This is a genomic window from Rhizobium cauense, from assembly GCF_019511525.1.
In the GTDB taxonomy this organism is placed as follows: domain Bacteria; phylum Pseudomonadota; class Alphaproteobacteria; order Rhizobiales; family Rhizobiaceae; genus Rhizobium; species Rhizobium cauense.
In genome coordinates, this window is sequence record NZ_JAEUAT010000003.1 from 384,059 (window position 1) to 403,140 (window position 19,082).

At 58.1% G+C, this 19,082-nt stretch carries 18 protein-coding genes and 1 pseudogene; 6 read left to right on the forward strand and 13 right to left on the reverse strand.

The genetic code is table 11. From position 1 onward, the window contains the following. Positions 1–38: 38 nt before the first annotated feature. The 8 genes from JNB88_RS07845 to hutI form a co-directional block, all read right to left on the reverse strand. The gene (locus JNB88_RS07845; protein WP_220354958.1) at positions 39–893 is read right to left on the reverse strand and encodes an ABC transporter permease subunit; all 855 of its coding nucleotides are present in this window, start codon (positions 891–893) and stop codon (positions 39–41) included. Continuing rightward, positions 890–1,681: a taurine ABC transporter ATP-binding protein gene (locus JNB88_RS07850; RefSeq protein ID WP_037135883.1), complete on the reverse strand. Its 792-nt coding sequence runs from the start codon at positions 1,679–1,681 to the stop codon at positions 890–892. Before JNB88_RS07850 ends, JNB88_RS07845 begins: the two co-directional genes overlap by 4 nt. Positions 1,682–1,755: 74 nt before the next feature. Continuing rightward, on the reverse strand, positions 1,756–2,769 hold the full coding sequence (gene tauA, locus JNB88_RS07855) for a taurine ABC transporter substrate-binding protein (protein WP_220354959.1): 1,014 nt from the start codon (positions 2,767–2,769) through the stop codon (positions 1,756–1,758). Positions 2,770–2,977: 208 nt separating this feature from the next. After that, on the reverse strand, positions 2,978–3,562 hold the full coding sequence (locus tag JNB88_RS07860) for a HutD/Ves family protein (protein WP_220354960.1): 585 nt from the start codon (positions 3,560–3,562) through the stop codon (positions 2,978–2,980). 57 nt (positions 3,563–3,619) lie between these two features. After that, positions 3,620–5,308 (reverse strand): urocanate hydratase, encoded by a 1,689-nt coding sequence (gene hutU / locus JNB88_RS07865; protein WP_037135888.1) that lies wholly within the window; start codon positions 5,306–5,308, stop codon positions 3,620–3,622. Between the two features lie 25 nt (positions 5,309–5,333). Then, positions 5,334–6,134 carry an N-formylglutamate deformylase gene (hutG, locus tag JNB88_RS07870; protein WP_220354961.1) on the reverse strand — a complete coding sequence of 267 codons (801 nt, stop codon included), beginning with the start codon at positions 6,132–6,134 and terminating at the stop codon, positions 5,334–5,336. A 1-nt stretch (position 6,135) separates the two neighbouring features. Beyond that, positions 6,136–7,671, reverse strand: coding sequence for a histidine ammonia-lyase (gene hutH, locus JNB88_RS07875; protein ID WP_220354962.1), 1,536 nt, complete (start codon positions 7,669–7,671; stop codon positions 6,136–6,138). Then, positions 7,668–8,930 carry an imidazolonepropionase gene (hutI, locus tag JNB88_RS07880; protein WP_220354963.1) on the reverse strand — a complete coding sequence of 421 codons (1,263 nt, stop codon included), beginning with the start codon at positions 8,928–8,930 and terminating at the stop codon, positions 7,668–7,670. Before hutI ends, hutH begins: the two co-directional genes overlap by 4 nt. A 121-nt stretch (positions 8,931–9,051) precedes the next feature. Between hutI and JNB88_RS07885 the strand changes: the two genes are divergently transcribed. From JNB88_RS07885 to JNB88_RS07900, 4 genes are all read left to right on the forward strand, one after another. Continuing rightward, positions 9,052–10,413, forward strand: coding sequence for a formimidoylglutamate deiminase (locus tag JNB88_RS07885; protein ID WP_220354964.1), 1,362 nt, complete (start codon positions 9,052–9,054; stop codon positions 10,411–10,413). Between the two features lie 57 nt (positions 10,414–10,470). Beyond that, on the forward strand, positions 10,471–11,193 hold the full coding sequence (hutC, locus tag JNB88_RS07890; RefSeq protein WP_220354965.1) for a histidine utilization repressor: 723 nt from the start codon (positions 10,471–10,473) through the stop codon (positions 11,191–11,193). 202 nt (positions 11,194–11,395) lie between these two features. Then, positions 11,396–12,448, forward strand: coding sequence for a L,D-transpeptidase family protein (locus JNB88_RS07895; protein ID WP_420832172.1), 1,053 nt, complete (start codon positions 11,396–11,398; stop codon positions 12,446–12,448). A gap of 12 nt (positions 12,449–12,460) precedes the next feature. Further along, positions 12,461–12,949 (forward strand): GNAT family N-acetyltransferase, encoded by a 489-nt coding sequence (locus JNB88_RS07900; RefSeq protein ID WP_220354966.1) that lies wholly within the window; start codon positions 12,461–12,463, stop codon positions 12,947–12,949. A 158-nt stretch (positions 12,950–13,107) separates the two neighbouring features. Here JNB88_RS07900 and JNB88_RS07905 read toward each other — a convergent pair whose 3' ends face one another. From JNB88_RS07905 to JNB88_RS07915, 3 genes are all read right to left on the reverse strand, one after another. Next, positions 13,108–13,752, reverse strand: a complete 645-nt coding sequence (locus JNB88_RS07905; protein WP_220354967.1) for a hypothetical protein — start codon at positions 13,750–13,752, stop codon at positions 13,108–13,110. A 330-nt stretch (positions 13,753–14,082) separates the two neighbouring features. After that, positions 14,083–14,304 carry a hypothetical protein gene (locus tag JNB88_RS07910; RefSeq protein ID WP_220354968.1) on the reverse strand — a complete coding sequence of 74 codons (222 nt, stop codon included), beginning with the start codon at positions 14,302–14,304 and terminating at the stop codon, positions 14,083–14,085. A 482-nt stretch (positions 14,305–14,786) separates the two neighbouring features. After that, on the reverse strand, positions 14,787–15,635 hold the full coding sequence (locus JNB88_RS07915) for a PhzF family phenazine biosynthesis protein (protein WP_220354969.1): 849 nt from the start codon (positions 15,633–15,635) through the stop codon (positions 14,787–14,789). Between the two features lie 369 nt (positions 15,636–16,004). Here JNB88_RS07915 and JNB88_RS07920 point away from each other — a divergent pair. Next, a pseudogene (locus tag JNB88_RS07920) lies at positions 16,005–16,750 on the forward strand (histidine phosphatase family protein). A gap of 35 nt (positions 16,751–16,785) precedes the next feature. Here the strand turns inward: JNB88_RS07920 and JNB88_RS07925 are convergent. Beyond that, on the reverse strand, positions 16,786–17,121 hold the full coding sequence (locus tag JNB88_RS07925; RefSeq protein ID WP_220354970.1) for a hypothetical protein: 336 nt from the start codon (positions 17,119–17,121) through the stop codon (positions 16,786–16,788). Positions 17,122–17,460: 339 nt separating this feature from the next. Here JNB88_RS07925 and JNB88_RS07930 point away from each other — a divergent pair, with 339 nt between their 5' ends. After that, a complete protein-coding gene (locus tag JNB88_RS07930; protein WP_220354971.1) occupies positions 17,461–18,165 on the forward strand; it encodes a DUF899 family protein in 705 nt (234 codons plus the stop codon). 25 nt (positions 18,166–18,190) lie between these two features. Here JNB88_RS07930 and JNB88_RS07935 read toward each other — a convergent pair whose 3' ends face one another. Next, positions 18,191–19,081, reverse strand: a complete 891-nt coding sequence (locus JNB88_RS07935) for an AraC family transcriptional regulator (protein WP_220354972.1) — start codon at positions 19,079–19,081, stop codon at positions 18,191–18,193. Position 19,082: the final 1 nt, after the last annotated feature.

Sequence of the window (19,082 nt, forward strand, 5' to 3'; positions counted from 1 at the left end):
TTTGCTGCACGTAATCTTCCCCTGAAGGCGCTCGCCGGTCAGCTCTTACCTTTCCACGGAACGAGGGTGGCTTCCAAGAGGCGAACCGCAGCGCTGAAGGCAAATGCACAGGTAGCGATGATGCCGATACCGACGAAGACCACGTCCGTTGCCAGGAACTGCGAAGCAGACATGATCATATAGCCGATACCACGATTGGAAGCGATCAGCTCGGCCGCGACAAGTGTGCCCCAGCCGATGCCAAGCGCGATGCGGATACCTGTGAGAATCTCGGGCAACGCCGATGGCAAGACAATGTTGACAAGAAGCTGGAATGGCGTTGCTCCAAGAGAGCGCGCAGCGTTGACGCGCTCGATTGGAAGCGAACGCACACCTGACTGGGCCGAAAGGCAGATTGGCGCAAACATTGCCAACACCAAGAGCGTTACCTTCGATGTTTCGCCGATGCCGAGCCAGATGATCATCAGCGGCAGATAGGCAAGCGGCGGCAGGGGCCAATAGAATTCGATGGGTGTATCGAAAATACCTTTTGCCCACCTGTTCAGCCCCATGAGCAAACCAACCGGGATGCCAACCACCATGGCAATCGCCGCGGCTGTTGCGATCCGGAACAGGCTCGCCGAAACATGCTCCCAAAGGGACGCGCCGGCATAGCCATCGCGATAGACGGCACCGATCTGCGTGATCACTTCCTGCGGTGTCGGCAGGAATAGTCGGGGTACCAATCCGAGCTTTGCAATACCCCACCAAATGGCAACCAGGACTGCTGCAGTCACAAGGCTGATAACAAGGGTACTGCCTTCCCTGACACCAAAACCCTTCATCTGAACAGTTTTCGGCTGGTCGACCGGGGCGGTCACGACAACGCCCCTTGTTTCGCTGACGCTGCTCATTCCGCCGCACTCCTGAACGCCTCGGAACCATGCAGGATGGTCCGTATCTCTTCTCTCAAATTGCCAAATTCCGGTGCTGTCTTGATTGACCGCGCATCGCCGCTGCGCGCGAAGTCGCCAACGAAATCTAGGTCGAAGCGTGCCACGATCCGACCGGGCCGCGGTGACATCACAACCACCTGCGTGCCGAGGAAGAGAGCCTCTTCGATCGAGTGGGTAATGAAGAAGATCCGCTTTCCGGTTTCCTTCCAGACCGACACGAGGAGTTCCTGCATCTGTTCGCGCGTCAGGCTGTCGAGAGCACCAAAAGGCTCGTCCATCAGAAGAATGTCGGGGTCGGCCGCAAGCGCTCGGGCGATACCGACACGCTGGCGCATGCCGCCGGACAATTCGTAAGGGAAGGCCTTGGCAAAATCCTTCAGTCCGACCAGAGTGAGGAGCTCCTCGGCACGTGCACGCCGTGCCGCCTTTGGTACTCCGGCAAATTTCTGGCCAAGCGCCACATTGTCGACGACCGTCTTCCACGGCAGGAGCGTATCCTTCTGGAACACGACACCGCGATCCGCACCGGGAGCTTTGACCGGTCGGTCGTCCAGTGTGATTGTGCCTGCCGATAGCGGCAGGAAACCCGCAATCGCGTTGAGCAGCGTGGATTTTCCACAACCCGAGGCACCGAGCGCCACAACGAAACCGCCGTCCGGAATTTCAAGGGAAACCCGATCGAGGGCCTGGACCGTTTGGCCGTCCCGCGTCCGGAAATAGACGCTTGCGTGATCGACTTTGAGCATAGCTGTCTCTCAAATGTGGCACGCCGGCGCCTTTCAAGCGCCAGCGTGACCGAATGGATGATTGGCGTTTTTTATCAGTTGCTTGGGTTGACGAGCGCATCCGGCGTGACAAATGCCGCGTAGCTTGGCAGGACTTCGCTCACCTTGCCCTGGCCCTTAAGGAAGGCAGCCGTATCCTTGAGGATCTTTGCTGCTCCGGACTTTTCACCGCCACCCAGCCAAGCCTCAGAAGCCTGGACTTCTGGCGTCAGCAGCGTCAGGTTTTTGAGTGCTGCGGCCTGCTGCTCAGGTGTTCCGCCAAGCGTCTTGGCAAGCAGCTTTGCGTTGTCGCCATCTGCATCCCAGGCTTTCTTGTCGGAGGCGAATGATGCGTAGTACTTGTTGATCACTCCGGCAAAGCCTTTCAGGAATTCCGGATTTTCATCGGCAAACCCGGATGCTGCAACCCAGGCCGAAAAGGTCGGAGCGCCCTTATCCGCAACATCCTTGGATGTGACGAGAACCTTGCCATTCTTTTTCAGTTCCGTCAGTGCGGGATCCCAGACGAAGCCGCCGTCGATGTCACCCCTGTTGTAGCTGGCGACGATCTCGGGCTGCGGAATTGCAAAGACCTCGACATCCTTTTCCGTCAATCCCAGCGACCTGATGAGCGCCAGGAGCTGATAATGATCGGTAGAGACCGGTGCTGCGGCAAGCTTCTTGCCCTTCAGATCAGCAAGCGATGAAATTCCCGAGCCGTTACGAACAACGAGGGCCTCGTCGATGCCCGAGATCGAGGAGAGGTAGAAGGCCTTGACTTCCAGTCCGCGCGAAGTCGCAGCAGCGAATGGGCTTGAGCCGACATAGCCAACCTGCACATCACCGGATGCGATGGCTGCGAAGATCTCTGCTCCGGAATTGAACTTGCGGAAATCGATTTCATAACCGGTCGCCTTGGCAAAGTCGCCATTGGCAATCGCGACTGAAGAAGGCAGCGCGTCGGTTTGATAGGCAACAACGACCTTCTTTTCAGCGGCTTGGCCAACAAAAGGCGCCAGCAAGCTGGCGGAACCGAGAGTAATGGCCGTCAATAGTGTCCTGATATTCATGTTTCGCCCCCTTGTGGCTGAGCATCGGCTCCAGCGCACGAATTTTGTTTCGACATGGAAACACTAGGGCGGCCACACAAAGGTACACAGATAAAACTATCTATTTTATAGACTATAAGAACAATATTGTTTTCGCGCCGCAAAGGGCCTTGAACATTCGCGCCTTGGCCGAAGGAAAGCCCCCAAATGGCGCTGCTGACGCTTGCGCTCAGATGGACCCGATTGAGATCAGAAAGCAGGTTGCCTTACCGACCAACCTGATATCAGTACCCTCGGCGCCTTCGAGGAGAAGTGTATCGTCAGCCTTGAGATCGGCGCGCTGGTCATTCCACTCGACGGCAAGAGGGGCGCCACGGCAGAGGAGTAGGAACGTCGGCGTTGATAGCCGCACCGTTGCACTCGGACCGACAACCAGTCTTTCAACCGTATGGCGTAAACTCTGGCGTCGGGTCATGACGTTGAGGTCTGTGATCGGCCCGTCGGGTAACGTCGCCGACACAACGACATCGGCGGCAAAGGCGAGGGGATCACTTGTCCCAGTCAAAAGGACCGGGGCCTTTCCATCTATCGTCAGCGACATGCCGTTTCCCTCGAGGATCGAGAGTGTGCGGTCTATTCCGGTAAAAATCGAGAACGGCCCATCCGTTGCAACTGTCGCCATGCTGACGCGCCAGTTGAACTCAGACAGTGCTGCACCTTCCGGCGAAACCGCAATTTCGACAGTTTCACCGCCGCCATTCTTCCACGGCATGCGGCGATAGGTGGCTGACCTGATGACGGTGGCGCGGACCATGGTGGGCTCCCAAGACGGTAACCGGGCCCCAGAGGTAGTGAGGCCCGGGTCGAAAGACTAGTTCCCGAGGATCGCCGGCAGACGCAGGCCCTGTTCCTTGGCGCAATCGAGGGCGATCTCGTAGCCTGCATCAGCATGGCGCATAACGCCGGTTGCCGGATCGTTCCACAGGACACGCTCCAGCCGGCGTGCCGCATCATCCGTACCATCGGCGCAGATCACCATGCCCGAATGCTGCGAGAAGCCCATGCCAACGCCTCCGCCGTGATGGAGCGAAACCCAGGTCGCGCCCGATGCAGTGTTCAAAAGCGCGTTGAGCAGCGGCCAATCGGAGACTGCATCCGACCCGTCCTTCATTGCTTCCGTCTCGCGGTTCGGCGAGGCGACCGAGCCGGAGTCCAGATGGTCGCGCCCGATCACGACGGGAGCCTTCAATTCGCCGTTCTTGACCATCTCATTGAAGGCGAGGCCGAGACGATGGCGATCGCCGAGGCCAACCCAGCAGATGCGCGCCGGCAAGCCCTGGAAGGAAATGCGTTCCCTGGCCATATCGAGCCAATTGTGCAGGTGCTTGTTATCAGGCAACAGCTCCTTCACCTTGGCGTCGGTCTTGTAGATATCCTCAGGATCGCCGGACAGGGCTGCCCAGCGGAACGGACCGATACCGCGGCAAAACAGCGGACGGATGTAGGCAGGTACGAAGCCGGGGAACGCGAAAGCGTTATCGAGACCCTCGTCCTTGGCGACCTGACGGATGTTGTTGCCATAGTCGAGCGTCGGAACACCGGCGTCCCAGAAGGCAACCATGGCCTCGACGTGCTGTCTCATGGAGGCACGCGCTGCGACTTCCACAGACTTCGGATCGCTCTCGCGCTTGGCCTTTGCTTCCTCGACAGTCCAGCCGGCAGGCAGGTAGCCATTGCGCGGATCGTGGGCCGAAGTCTGGTCGGTAACGATATCCGGACGCGGGCCACCGGCCTTCATGCGGCGAACGAGTTCCGGGAAGATCTCGGCGGCATTGCCCAATAGGCCGACGGACTTGGCTTCGCCAGCCTTCGTCCACTTGTCGATCAGTGCCAGCGCTTCGTCGAGCGTCTTTGCCTTTTCGTCGACATAGCGGGTCCGCAGGCGGAAATCGATACGGGTCTCATCGCACTCCACGGCAAGGCAGCATGCGCCGGCCATGACAGCTGCAAGTGGTTGGGCACCACCCATACCGCCGAGGCCTCCGGTCAGGATCCACTTGCCCTTGAGGCTGCCATTGTAATGCTGGCGGCCGGCCTCAACGAAGGTCTCGTAGGTGCCTTGAACGATGCCTTGCGTGCCGATGTAGATCCATGAGCCAGCCGTCATCTGGCCGTACATGGCAAGGCCCTTCTTGTCGAGCTCGTTGAAATGATCCCATGTCGCCCAGTGCGGTACGAGGTTGGAGTTGGCGATCAGGACGCGTGGAGCATCCTTGTGGGTGCGGAACACGCCGACCGGCTTGCCGGATTGGACCAGGAGCGTCTCGTCCTCGTTCAGTGTCTTCAGCGTCGCTGCAATCCGGTCGAAGTCGTCCCAGGTGCGAGCGGCCCGGCCGATACCGCCATAGACCACGAGTTCATTCGGATTTTCGGCGACGTCGGGATCGAGGTTGTTCATCAGCATGCGCAAAGGCGCTTCGGTCATCCAGCTCTTGGCGGTGAGCTCGTTGCCGCGCTGCGCGCGGATCTCGCGGATGTTGTGGCGTGGGTTTGAGGTCATGTGGGTTCCCCCTGTCGAGTGATTGTTATCGTTTCAGGCCCGGCGCGATCTGTTCGATGCGCACCAGAATATCTTTGAGATGGATGCGCAGGCGCTCTGCCTTTGCTGCGTCGTATGCAAATGGTGGTGCCTCGGTCTCAAGATGCGTCGATTGGGCAAGCTCCATCTGGATGGCATGTACGCCGATCTCCGGCTGGCCGTAGTGCCGCGTGGTCCATCCGCCCTTGAAGCGGCCGTTGAGCACGCTGTCGTAACCGTCGGCAGCTTCAACTGCAGTCAGCGTTGCCTTTTCGATAGCACTGTCACAGGTCTTGCCCATATCCGTGCCGATGTTGAAGTCCGGGAGTTTTCCCTCAAAGAGGAAAGGGATGTGAGAACGGATCGAATGGCAGTCATAAAGGATCGCCACCCCATGGATTGACCTCACCCGTGCGATCTCGGCCGCTAGTGCCGCATGATAGGGTGCGTGGAAATCCCGCAGGCGCGTTGCAATGTCGGCCTCCGTAGGGGTCTCTCCATCCTTCCAGATCGCCTTGCCGTCGAAGTCCGTCTCTGGAACCAGGCCTGTTGTGTTCTGGCCGGGATAAAGGCTCACACCAGCCGGATCGCGGTTCGCGTCGATAACGTAGCGATGGAATGTCGCCCGAACCGTCGTTACATCCGACAAAAGCCCGTCATAGAGATGGTGAATGTGCCAGTCGGTATCAGCAAGAATTCTTCCGTTGTCGTTCAGACGTTCCCAGATGCCTGCTGGAACCTCGGTACCGGTGTGTGGAAACCCGAGGATAACAGGCGACGAACCTTGTTTGACTTCACATACCGCCATGTCAGCTCTCCAAAACCGGCAAGATTCCGGAAGAAACAGCTCCGTTGAGCGCGCCCGTTGCGATCAGTTCGCCGGCAGCCTTAAGATCGTTCGCCATATAGCGATCGAGTTCCAGCGTCGGCACTGCGCTGCGGATCGTCGATATAGCCTTCTGAAGTTCAGGGCTCGTCGTCAAAGGTGCGCGGAACTCCACGCCCTGGGCCGCGGTCAGCGCCTCGATACCGATAATATTGAAGAGGTTTTCAGTCATCGGCAGCAGGCGGCGTGCGCCATGGCAAGCCATCGACACGTGGTCTTCCTGGTTGGCGGAGGTCGGTGTCGAGTCGACCGAGGCCGGATGCGACATCTGCTTGTTTTCCGACATCAGGGCGGCCGACGTTACTTCTGCGATCATCAGGCCCGAGTTTAGACCAGGCTTCTTTGCCAGGAAGGCCGGCAGCCCGTAGGAGAGGGCCGGATCAACCAGGAGCGCGATGCGCCGTTGCGCGATTGCACCGATCTCGCAGACAGCAAGCGCGATCTGGTCGGCGGCAAAGGCAACAGGTTCCGCGTGGAAGTTGCCGCCCGAGACGACCGAATTGTCCGAGAGCACGAGCGGGTTGTCGGTAACTGCGTTTGCTTCAATTTCAAGGGTGCGCGCCACGGACCTGAGCAAATCAAGGCAGGCCCCGTCGACCTGGGGCTGGCAACGAATGCAATAGGGGTCCTGCACCCGCTCGTCGCCTTCGATGTGGCTTTCGCGGATGACGGAATTTTCAAGAAGTGCCCGAAGCGCCGAGGCAGTGTCGATCTGGCCCCGATGGCCGCGAAGCGTGTGGATATCCGGGTGGAATGGAGCAGACGATCCCATTGCTGCGTCTGTTGACATCGCACCGGTAATGAGTGCGGCCTGTGCAGCACGGTGGGCCCGAAAAAGACCGGCAAGTGCCAGCGCAGTTGAGGTCTGCGTTCCGTTGATCAGCGCGAGGCCTTCCTTCGCGGCGAGCACAACAGGCTTGAGACCTGCCTTTTCAAGCGCTGCGCTGCCGGAAAGACGTTCGCCGGCATAGAAGGCTTCGGCTTCCCCCATCATGACGGCCGCCATGTGGGCGAGCGGTGCGAGGTCGCCAGAGGCGCCGACGGAACCCTTTTCAGGGATGACGGGGATGACGCCCCTTTGAAGCATGTCTTCGATGAGCCGCACGAGTTCCAGCCGAACGCCAGAGGCGCCACGGCCAAGCGAAACCAGCTTCAGGGCCATGATCAGGCGAACGACATTTTCAGGAAGCGGAGCGCCAACGCCGCAGCAATGGGACAGAATAAGGTTGCGCTGCAGTGTCGCAACGTCGGCGCTGTCGATCTTGATCGAGGCGAGCTTGCCGAAACCGGTATTGATGCCATAGACGGGGGCATTGCCGGCGGCGATCTCGGCGATGCGTGCGGCGGCCTTCTTGATGCCGGCATCGAAAGAAACGTCGAGCTTTGCCGGTTCGCTGGTCCAGTAGATCGTTTCCAGATCCTTGAGCGAGACAGAGCCGGGATGAAGGGTAATGGTCAACGGTCGATCCTTTCGCCCTTGAAGACATGTGCATGAAGCGGGTTGAAGCCGATGCGGTAGACGAGCTCGGCGAGGCTTTCGACGTCCCATATGGCGAAGTCCGCCGACTTGCCGGGCTCAAGCGTTCCGGTATCGTTGAGGACGCCGAGGGCGCGTGCGCCTTCTCGTGTAGCGCCAGCGATGCATTCTTCGACTGTGAGCCTGAAGAGCGTCGCGGACATGTTCATCGTCAGCAGCAACGACGTCAGAGGAGAGGTGCCGGGATTGCAATCGGTTGCAATCGCGATATGGGCTCCGGCATCCCGCAACGCCTGAACGGGTGGGACCTGTTTTTCATTGATGGCGTAGAATGCGCCCGGCAGCAGGACGGCCACTGTGCCAGCAGCGGCCATCGCGGCGGCACCTTCTGCATCGAGATATTCGAGATGGTCGGCGGAGAGGGCACCGTAGGATGCCGCAAGTTTTGCTCCGCCCAGGTTCGACAACTGCTCGGCATGCAACTTCACTGGAAGTCCAAGCGCCACGGCCTTGTCAAAGACGCGCGCGATCTCGGCTGTCGAGAAAGCGATCCCCTCGCAAAAACCATCAACTGCATCGACAAGCCCTTCGGCTCGAGCGCGCTCAAGCGCTGGGAGCACGACATCGGTGATGTAGTCTTCGTTGCGGCCCTTGTATTCGACGGGCGTGGCATGAGCGCCGAGATATGAGGTGACGACGCGAACCGGTCGGACACGTTCCAGCTGGCGGGCAGCGCGCAGCATTTTCAGTTCGCCGTCGATATTCAGACCATAGCCCGACTTGATCTCGATCGTCGTCAGACCTTCCGAGATGAGCGTATCAAGACGTGGGAGTGCTGCTTCGACAAGCCCGTCTACCGTGAGTGCGTTCGTGGCCTTGACGGAAGAGACGATACCGCCGCCTGCGCGAGCGACCTCTTCATAGGTCGCGCCTTCCAGTCGCATTTCAAACTCACGGGCACGATTGCCGCCGTAGACGATATGGGTGTGGCAGTCGACGAGACCGGGAGTGACCCAGCGACCTTCAAGATCGGTAATCTCGGCACGCTCGATCGCAGACACCGGCAATTCGGCCTCTGGGCCGACAAAACTTATGCGGCCACCCTGTGTAACGATGGCGCCCTTCTCGATGACCCCGAGACCCGGCTCTTGCGGGTCGAGCGTTGCCAGCCGCGCATTCCGCCACAGATGCTGGCGGAGGTCTCCAAACGCTTCATGGCTTGAAATTTTGTTCCCGTTCATCAGCTTTGCGCCTTCCTTTATGTGGAAACATGTATATACATAATAAACGGGTGACAAGTGAAATTTTGTGCGGCTCCATCGAAAAGAAAGATGCGCGGCGCCAAAGAGGAGAAAAAGCGTTATGGCTCAGACGGTAACGACCAGACTTCATTCAAGTGCGGCACTTCTTCCGTCGGGATGGCAGGAGAACGTCAGCCTGACGATCGTCGATGGCCGTATTGCAAGCGTTGAAACAGGCGTTGCAGCTGAGCCCGGCGACGAGCACCACGACACCCTGGTCCCCGCGATGAGCAACCTCCACAGCCACGCCTTCCAACGCGCGATGGCTGGACTTGCGGAGGTGAGGGGGCCGGCAAACGACAGCTTCTGGAGCTGGCGTACTGTGATGTACAAGTTCGCCCTGTCGATGACACCGGAGCATGTCGAGGCCGTGGCGGGCCAACTCTACATGGAGATGCTGGAGGCCGGTTTTTCAAGGGTCGGCGAGTTCCATTACTTGCATCACGACAGGGATGGGACACCCTATGCAAACATTGCCGAACTCGCGGAGCGGATCGGGGCGGCGGCAAGCACGAGTGGAATTGGGCTGACGCTGCTTCCGGTGTTCTATGCCCATTCCGGTTTCGGCGGCGCGGCACCAATCGACGGTCAGCGGCGCTTCATCAACTCGCTCGACAGGTTTGCTGCATTGATGGATGGCTGCAGCAAGGTGACAGGCGCACTTGCCGGTTCTGAGCTTGGCGTGGCGCCTCATAGCCTGCGCGCTGCAACACCCGAGGAACTCGCAAAGGTCGTGCCGCTTGCCGGCGATGGCCCGATCCATATCCATATTGCCGAGCAGGTTAAGGAAGTCGAGGATTGCATCGGTTGGTCGGGGGCGAGACCGGTTGAATGGCTTTTGGCGAACGCTCCGGTCAACGAGCGCTGGTGCCTGATCCATGCGACGCACATGACCGAGGATGAAACGCGCGGTATGGCGAGACGCGGAGCAATCGCCGGCCTCTGCCCGATTACCGAAGCCAATCTCGGCGATGGCACCTTCCAGGCACCGCTCTTTATTGAAGAGGGTGGCCGCCTGGGCGTCGGTTCGGATTCAAACGTGCTGATCTCCCTTTCCGGCGAATTGCGGCAGCTCGAATACTCCGAGCGTCTGGCACTGAGGGCGCGCAATGTGGTCGCAGTACCGGGAGGCTCGACGGCTCGCAGCCTCTTCGATCACGCAATCGCGGGCGGGGGCGCCGCGCTGAAGGCGCCGGGCGGTATCGCGGTCGGAAGCCATGCTGATCTCATTTCATTGGATACGTCAGCTGTTCCCTATCTGTCCGGGGACCAATTGCTGGATCACTGGGTTTTCGCAGGAGGGGTGGCGATCGACAGCGTTTGGGCCCTTGGTCGCAAGCAGGTCACCGGCGGGCGTCACGTCGCGCGCGACGCGATCAACCGACGTTTCCTGAAGGCGATGGGCGAGCTTCTGGCAGCATAGGACTTTCCACACCGCGACAGAGACAGTAGAGCGGGAGGTACCAAACGGAGCGTGACGATGAATCAAAGCAAGGATGCAACCTTGCACCAACGGATCGTGAGCGACATCGAAGGCCGCATCGTTTCTGGCGAGTGGCCGCCGGGTCACCGCATCCCGTTTGAAGTGGACCTCACGAAGGAATACGACTGTTCACGCATGACCGTGAACAAGGCATTGACCCAGCTTGCCAAAGCAGGCCTCATTGAGCGCCGCAAGAAATCCGGCAGCTTCGTCACGCAGCCACAGGCACAATCCGCCGTCCTGGAGATTCACGACATCCGGGCCGAGGTCCAATCATTGAACCTTGCCTATTCCTTTGCCGTATCGAAACGCGAGCAACGCAAGGCGAAGGCTGAGGACATCCGCCGCCTCGACGTTGCGCCAGGATCATCGGTTGTCGATGTCGCCTGCATCCATGAAGCAGGCGGGCGCCCCTTCTGCCTGGAGGAACGCTTGATCAGCCTCTCGACAGTCCCCGAGGCGGCTAATGCCGATTTTTCGGAAATGGCGCCGGGTGCTTGGCTTATCAACCAGATCCCGTGGAGCAGTGCCGAGCACCGCATTCAAGCGGTGTCGGCCGGTTCGGACGAGGCTACAGCCCTCGGCATCCCACGCAACACCGCCTGTCTGGTCGTCGAGCGCCGCACCTGGAGCAACCGCGGGCCGGTTACCCATGTGCGCTTTACCTATCCCGGTGACCGGCATGCACTGGTCGCCCGATTCACACCAGCGTCGCAGTAGCAAACGGATCATGAAGACAAACGTCAGTCATCCGATCTGAAAGTTCGAATGGCAGAACGGTCCCAGCGTGGCTCAATTTTCGAGGATCGTTGACGCATCCCTCGAACACCATCACTATAGGCTCGTGAATCGCCAGCCGGACGTCGCTGGCCAGCGTCAGTGTTCCCATGAGGACGGCGGGGAAACAGGGAAGCTAAGTCACATGCAAGCCTTTGCGAATTGGAACAACCGCTTGCGGCGGTTACTGAAACCTCATGTTGAGCGCGCAACTCTGCACGGGATCGCCTTTTGCCTCTCCGCGTTGTCGCTTGCCGGATGCACTCAGACACTCGATGACCTGCGCGAGGAGGCTCGCGAAGTCCCTCCGAAATTGCTTTCCGATATGAAGGCAAGGGGCATGTCCCAACAATCCCCGGTCCTGGTCCGCATATTCAAGATGGAAAGCGAACTTGAGATCTGGAAGGTTGATCGCTCGGGCAAGTATGCCCTCCTGAAAAAGTACCCAATGTGTCGCTGGTCAGGAAAGCTGGGGCCGAAGACCACCGACGGTGACAGGCAGGCGCCGGAGGGTTTTTACAGCGTCTCGACAAGCCGTCTCAATCCGAAGTCTCAGTTCTTTCTTTCGTTCAATCTTGGTTATCCCAACCGGCTGGAAGAAGCACTGGGGTATACCGGTGAAGCGCTGATGGTGCATGGCGCATGCTCTTCGTCAGGATGCTACGCCATGAGCGACCAAGGTATCGGCGAGATTTATGCCGTCGTTGAGAATGCGCTCCACGGTCGCCAAACCGCTTTTCAGGTCCAGGCCTATCCTTTTCGGATGACGCCGAAAAATCTTGCGATGTACCGCAACGACCCCAACATGCCCTTCTGGAAAAACCTCAAGGAGGGCTACGACGCATTCGAGGTCACCCGTCGGGAGCCGAGGGTCTCCCTCTGCGGCAAAAAGTACGTTTTCAATGCCACGTTTGCGGGTGGCGAGCCAAGCAATCCTTTGGACGCCTGCCCCCCAAGGATCGACCAGCCTGATCTTGCAGTCACGGCCAAGACAAACTCCGACATCGAAAAGGCGGATCTGATTACCGCTAATTCTCCTCAGCCATTGGCTTACGAGGACGGAGGAATGCACCCGAACTTTCGTACTCTGCTCGAGAGGGACGGTGCGGCAAAATTCTCCAAGAGAATATCGACCACAAAATATCCGATCAGCCGACCCGCGGCCGCGCTAGCGGATCCATTCATGAATGGCGGCTAGGTCCCTTTTTAAATGACGGCCGCCGACCAATACAGTTTTCGCAAAGCGACGTTGGGTGATCTCCCGTTGCTTGCAAAATGGCAATCGAACCCGCATGTCCGCGCATGGTGGGACTCAGATCAGCCTTACGATGCAGAAGATTTGGCCGATTCCCGTGTAGCGCGTTTCATTGTTTCAACCGCCGGACGCCCCTTCGCGTTCATGCAGGACTACACCGTCCACGGCTGGGAAGATCACCATTTTGCCGGGCTTCCCGAGGGATCGCGAGGGATAGATCAATTCATAGGAGACCCCGAAATGATCGGCGTTGGGCACGGATCAGCATTTATCGGTGCGAGAATGAGGGCTCTCTTCGATGCTGGTGTACCGGTTATCGGGACTGATCCTCACCCGGCCAACGAACGCGCGATTGCCGTCTACAAGAAACTCGGTTTCGAACCATCCGGACCACCTCAAGAGACGCGCTGGGGCTTGATTTTGCCAATGCTTGCGGCGCGATAAGCAGCAGACCATCCTCTGCAACTTCGTCCGCATCTTAGACACGACGAGCCGTAGAGTGCCTATTCACTCGGCGCTGAAGCCGAAGGTGACAGTTTATGAGTACGCAAGGCTAGGTGCGCCATACCGAGCCAGCTGCGCGCGCGTCCAGGAACCCGCGCTCAATGACGAGCGTGTGGCGGGTCGACATTGGGGCGCGCCCATCGATTGCTGGTAGCCTTGAGCTTTGATTTGGCCTCTTCGAGCGCCTCTTCGCCATACAAGGCTACGAAGCTCTGTTGATAGTATCCATTGGCCGCCAGCCTCTGATGAATATCTTTTGGCAGAGCATGCGCCGAAAGGCGACTGACCTCCTGGAAGTTATCGTTGCCGATCTTTTCCATAAGGTGAAGACTATGCCTTCCATCTATGATTACGTTGACAATGACCGTTTCTCGGTCTGAGCTTGGATCATCGGCGGGCATGATCCGGCACTCGACCGACAGTTCTTCAGGCATACCGTGATGCTTGCTCTTCTCCCCTTCGGGGAAGAGCGAATAGGTTATCACCTTTCCATTGTCGGCAACCTGCCTGAAGGAATGCTGCGGCTGAGACGAGGGATGCGCGCATAGGAGTGCATTCAGGCGGGCCAGTATGGCATCGGCGGATCCGACCAGGGCCTGCCCCCCGAGTATCGTCATTCGCAGTTGCCCATCTTTCGCGCGCGGTACGCTGAAGATGAAGTTGGGGCTGTTGAAATTCCTCTGCACGATCTTAAACGCGATTTGGGAATCAATGAGATCATAGAAGAGACTCGAAGGTATCATGGTGTTTCTCCCGATAGCTTTGGACTCGACAAGACGGATTGACGCGCGGCACGGCGGATCGCTGTTGCAAGCCGGAGCGATCCGAATCGCTGTTCCTCAAGGGTCCCCCCGACGGCGCGCGATGTCAAATTCGCCTGTCTGCCGAATCTGTGGGCTATTTCGGAATCCGCTTGAGCTCTAAAGATTTCTCCGATGGAATCCGCCCGTAACCCAATGGCGCATTTCTAGCGCCAACGCGGGAAACAGCACTGCCACATTGGGTGATAGGACCGGATGGCGCCAATGAGGCTGCAGCGGACGCGGTCTACATAACTGTCAGAGGTGCCGAACTTAACGCCGGGTGAGCACGACATCGTCGCGGATGAGGTCCGCGAGCTCGCATTCGTCTGTGACCCCAAATTCGATCCACTGGAGAAGGCTCCTTGCCTTGTCTCTTACTTCCTTGCTGCCGAACCCGTGCCCATGCTCGGCGCACCATGCCCTTAAAACCCGATCAATCAGATCAGTGATCTTTGATTGCAGCATCGGCTTGGGCCAATCAATCTGTATCATGGCTTTCCCCTCCGTCTGGGCTGGAGACTATGTGGACCGGTCCTGAGCGGGCAATACCTCGTATATAAGTCTTACCTCATATTAAGGGACTAAAGGTCGCTGTGTTGCGCAATCGCAATAGTTTTCCGGATTTACATTGCAGATTCCGCCAACTGAGAGATCTGCGGCGCTGGCAGCTTCGGAGCCGTTTGTAGACCGTCCGCTGCCATCACACCTACCAACCGAAGGTCTGGAATTAGGCCGTTTCCGGGCATGATTGGCCAATGGCAGGCCCTTCCGTCACCTCACGGATCCTGAGAGAATTGGAAATTGGAACAAGCGCTTGTCATTATCGACATGCAGATGCTGATGCAGCATCGTCTCGATTCGGGGCGCTAGGCGCTATCACGTCCACGGTGATGCTCCGGCCAAGATCGTCCCTCATCTCAAATCCGACTTTGCGGACATCATCGATAGCGATACGATCATGGTGGCCAGCTGCTTTAAAGGGCTGCCACGCCCTCTATGCAAGTTGTAACGTCGCCACCGACCCAAATCTGATCTTCGACCAGCTCCACATGAACACGTCCTTCCCGTCCAAGGACGGTACCTTGGCTGGCAATGTATGATGAAGAAGCGATGCCGTTACCAATCAGCCATTGAGCGATGCCTGCATTCAAGCTGCCGGTTACCGGGTCTTCAAAACCGGCCGCGGAAAAGGCACGCACCTCGAAATCCGCTTCCCGCCCATCTTTTGCTGGATCCCAGGGGGCAACGACACCGACCCGTAATCCAGACAGGATGGCGAAATCCGGACGAAGCGCGAGGACGTCAGCCCTGGATCGCAGTCGGACAGCGAGCCAGCCAGGGCCATTGTCCACCCAGTTGGCATCGACGATGTCACCGGATGTCAACCGCAAGCCTTTGAGAACTAGCGTCAGTGTGTCGAGTTCCACCGGGCCTGATCGCCGCAGTTCGGGGGCTTGGAAAGCAAGTCGTCCATTGTTGCGCCGAATGTGGACTAGTCCCGCCTCGCACTCTTGGACAATCTCGGCACTCTTTGGCTTCCCACCGGACGACAGCCAAGTGTGGCAGCTCCCCAAAGTGGGGTGACCCGCGAAGGGCAACTCAGCAACAGGTGTAAATATGCGAACGCGGTAATCGGCATCTGCCGACCTCGGCTGTAGGAGGAAAGTCGTTTCGCTAAGGTTCGTCCAGCGCGCAAAGGCAGCCATCTCAGATGCCGTTAACGAATCTGCTCCAATGACAACCGCCAGCGGATTGCCCAGCAAAGCTTTGGCGGAAAAGACATCAACCTGCTGAAAAGAGAATTTAGTGATTCCGTGTCTCATTATGGTGTCCTGGCGCCAAAACGTATGCAGCGTTTAGGGGCAGATTGGCTCACCGCCTGGGGCAGCATTTGTCGCTACATATAGCGCAATCAGGTCGTCCCGCCCAATCGCTGGTGACGTCTGTTTTGGGGCAGCGGCCAAGCTGGTCTCTACGGCCGACATGGCACGTAAAGTAGTCGTTCCTGCCAATCGTCCGTAGTTTTCCTTCTATACGCGGATCTTCAGGAGGATCACCCAAAAGATAGCCGAAAACCAATCGCGTTCACTTCCACTCACCCCTAATCGACTGACAATGCTCACTCCGAAGGTTGCAGCCGGCCCGCTCAACCATCATGATAGACGAGCGCTGATAACGGAAAACGGCAGCTGATGCGTATATTTCTTGTCCGCCACGGTGAATCACTGGGCAACATCAATGAGCAGGCCTACCGGCAGTTTGGCGATCATAACGTTCCCCTGACACAATGGGGGTACCAACAGGCACTCGTGGCCGGACGGGCACTGGCAGACTATGTCGCTGAGTTGCGCCGACTTGAGACGCCCAAACTACGCGTCTGGTATTCTCCCTATCTGAGAACACGGCAAAGCAAGGACGCATTGCTCGAAGCCCTGCCTTTGAATGGATCGAAGAGGTTAGGGAAGACTATTTGTTGCGCGAGCAGGATTTTGGGCTCTTCACCGAGATCTACGACCATGCAGAACGCAAGCAGAAATTTCCGGACGAATTCGAGAAATGGGCGAGACTGCGCAGCACCAGTGGAAAGTTCTATGCAAGGCCACCAGATGGTGAAAGCAGGGCCGATGTCGCCCAACGAGTGCGTTTGTTTCTTCAAACCGTGATGAATGACTTAACCAAGGCCGAAAACGACCTGGTCATCGTCGGTCACGGCGTCACGAACAGAGCATTCGAAATGAACTTTCTGCGCCACACGGTGGATTGGTTCGAGCGTTCCGACAATCCCGGCAATTCAGACGTCACATTGATCGAGCCGGCCCAACAAGGCGGCCACCGAGCAGTCCTCCTCCATAAGGCAAGGGACCGCATGCCTGGCGACAACGAACTCCGCGATGCGCATGGATCCCAGCTGACGATTGCGCCGAAAGCCGGACAATAGCCCGGGATCCATGCTAGTGAGCGCAAGGGGTGCGACTATTCTCCTTGGGGCGCCAGGCCACACTCCATGACGGCGGGTTCGTCCTTGACGCTCGCCCTGATGCGCAGCTCCCAGCCCGAACCCAGCTGGAAGCCATGCGCTCGCAGCATGTCGACAACTTTCGGACAGTCAGCGGGACTGTCGTAGTGGCCCGCTAGCGAGACCTCGATAATCGTCTGGTCTGCATCGACAGAGCAATTACCATTCAGCCCGGTATTTTGGAGGAAGGAGCACACAGCCCTGGCGCGCTCGAAGCCTCCGCCATCTTCGGATGCCACAGGTGACCCCGCCGCGATGACGGCGGCCTCAATCAAGGATATGAAGGATCGCATCGTTGTCTCCATGGAGGGAGGCTCGCACACCGGTTGCCACGATGCCTTGAGCCTCCCCTCGTCCTTCCAGGAGATGGAGGATGAAGTGGACATAGGCCCCGAAACTGGATGGGAAAGAGGCATTAAAGCTCGAGATTGACGATTTTCTGCGCGGCTGCAACGAACGATCGTATTGCAGCAAATTCAAGCGCCTAGAAAGTGCAGTTAGAGGCCCCCGGATGAAATTTTTTCAAACAGGGTGTCGAATTTACCTAACGTCATACGTTCCTTGTCTGGGCGGCGGGTACTGTTGCAAGATCCGTCGCATTGTACCGTCGAAAAACAGAGGAGGATCCTGCGATGGATGTGCGCAACCTTGTTTCAGCAACGGAACTGGCAAGACGAAATGGCCTCAGCTTTCCAAACGAGAGCCCGGAATACAGGCAAGCTCGTGATGACCTGCTCGCAGAGGAAATCGAACTGCGCCGGCATATCGAACAGGTTGCCGAAAAGCGCCGTGCGCTACCTCCAGGCGGACAGGTGATTAAGGCCTACCGCTTCCAGGGTCCGGACGGCGAGGTCACCTTAGGTCATTTGTTCGGAGATAAGCCTACGTTGGTGGTCTACAGCTTCATGTACGGGCCGCAGCGCGAGAGACCATGCCCGATGTGTACGTCGATGCTGTCGGCGCTTGACGGAGAGATGCCGGATATCCATCAGCAGGTCGCCTTCGCCGTTGTCGCGCGTTCGCCGATCGATCGACTCCTGGCTTTCAAGAAGGAGCGCGGTTGGAATCACCTGCCTCTATACCACGACATTACTGATGAGTTCAGCCGGGACTATCATGCGATTGGACCTGATGGCAGTGACGATGCGGCCTACAATGTCTTCACGATGAAGGACAGTACGATCCGGCACTTCTGGAACCCAGAAATGGGGCAAGCGACAGCCGATCCGGGCCAGGATCCCCGCGGCGCCCCTGACTTTATGCCACTATGGACCGTGCTCGACACAACACCGGAAGGGCGCCCGCCCACCTGGTATCCCAGCCTGTCCTACAAGTAACAAGAGGAACCAACATATGTGAGCGTCAGTGCGATTTGCCGACGCTCGCATACATGCCTGTCGTACGAAATTCGGTCGGGTTGGTGCCGTAGACACGCCGAAACACCTTGGAGAAATAGTTTGCGTCTTCGAAGCCCGATCGAATTGCGACTTCCTTCACGGGCATGTTGGCCGTTTTTGTTAAAAGCTTCACCGCGCGCTTCAACCGTTTCTGCAACACGAATTCGGCTGGTGGCAATCCTTCATTGGCGGCGAACATGCGCGAGAAATGTGCTCTGCTCAAGCCAGCAACCCGCGCAAGATCCTCGACGGGTAGGGGGCGTTCAAGGTTGGCCATGATATAGTCGATGACGTGCTGCATCGTCCGATATTCTTCACTGAACACCGGGTGCGACCCAAAAACGTCGTCGTAAAGTGCCATCGCCGCCTCGTAGGCAATTGCGGACGCAAGTCCCGGCGTCTCACCACCAGTAATCAGTCGCAAGCTGCAATCAGCAAGGTGCTCGATCGTCTTTGGTTGAAGCTTCAGAATTGGTCCCGTCACAGCGAGGATCGATCGGTGGATGCGCAACGCCTCTTCGCCATTCATCGAAATCCAGAAGAATTCCCAGCGATCGCCATCCTCCAGCCAATAGCGATGATTGTGCGGAACGAGGACCAAAAGCGTCTCGCCTTCCCTCACACGAAGCTGCCGATTCTCGTATCTGAGGTTTCCCGCGCCCCCAATCGTGTGCTGCAGAACGGTAAAGGGCGTCTGCCCGCGCTTGCGGCCATCCCAGTCGTAGGTCGCATTCTCGCGGATTTCATAGCCAGTACTTGTCGGCATGGTGTGCAAGCTCTGCCGGCCACGCGGTAGCGACACCGTCCGCATCACAGGGCCGTTGTCAATCAATTTCTGCAGCACAGAATTACCCATG

Bases quoted from the DNA above. Each gene is read 5' to 3' on its own strand.
- JNB88_RS07885 (WP_220354964.1), top strand. From the start codon at position 9,052: ATGGCTCAGACGGTAACGACCAGACTTCATTCAAGTGCGGCACTTCTT.
- hutU (WP_037135888.1), bottom strand. From the start codon at position 5,308: ATGACCTCAAACCCACGCCACAACATCCGCGAGATCCGCGCGCAGCGC.
- JNB88_RS07930 (WP_220354971.1), top strand. From the start codon at position 17,461: ATGGATGTGCGCAACCTTGTTTCAGCAACGGAACTGGCAAGACGAAAT.
- JNB88_RS07860 (WP_220354960.1), bottom strand. From the start codon at position 3,562: ATGGTCCGCGCCACCGTCATCAGGTCAGCCACCTATCGCCGCATGCCG.
- JNB88_RS07900 (WP_220354966.1), top strand. From the start codon at position 12,461: ATGACGGCCGCCGACCAATACAGTTTTCGCAAAGCGACGTTGGGTGAT.
- hutI (WP_220354963.1), bottom strand. From the start codon at position 8,930: ATGAACGGGAACAAAATTTCAAGCCATGAAGCGTTTGGAGACCTCCGC.
- JNB88_RS07935 (WP_220354972.1), bottom strand. From the start codon at position 19,081: ATGGGTAATTCTGTGCTGCAGAAATTGATTGACAACGGCCCTGTGATG.
- JNB88_RS07895 (WP_420832172.1), top strand. From the start codon at position 11,396: ATGCAAGCCTTTGCGAATTGGAACAACCGCTTGCGGCGGTTACTGAAA.
- JNB88_RS07905 (WP_220354967.1), bottom strand. From the start codon at position 13,752: ATGATACCTTCGAGTCTCTTCTATGATCTCATTGATTCCCAAATCGCG.
- JNB88_RS07850 (WP_037135883.1), bottom strand. From the start codon at position 1,681: ATGCTCAAAGTCGATCACGCAAGCGTCTATTTCCGGACGCGGGACGGC.
- JNB88_RS07915 (WP_220354969.1), bottom strand. From the start codon at position 15,635: ATGAGACACGGAATCACTAAATTCTCTTTTCAGCAGGTTGATGTCTTT.
- JNB88_RS07845 (WP_220354958.1), bottom strand. From the start codon at position 893: ATGAGCAGCGTCAGCGAAACAAGGGGCGTTGTCGTGACCGCCCCGGTC.
- tauA (WP_220354959.1), bottom strand. From the start codon at position 2,769: ATGAATATCAGGACACTATTGACGGCCATTACTCTCGGTTCCGCCAGC.
- JNB88_RS07925 (WP_220354970.1), bottom strand. From the start codon at position 17,121: ATGCGATCCTTCATATCCTTGATTGAGGCCGCCGTCATCGCGGCGGGG.
- hutC (WP_220354965.1), top strand. From the start codon at position 10,471: ATGAATCAAAGCAAGGATGCAACCTTGCACCAACGGATCGTGAGCGAC.
- JNB88_RS07910 (WP_220354968.1), bottom strand. From the start codon at position 14,304: ATGATACAGATTGATTGGCCCAAGCCGATGCTGCAATCAAAGATCACT.
- hutG (WP_220354961.1), bottom strand. From the start codon at position 6,134: ATGGCGGTATGTGAAGTCAAACAAGGTTCGTCGCCTGTTATCCTCGGG.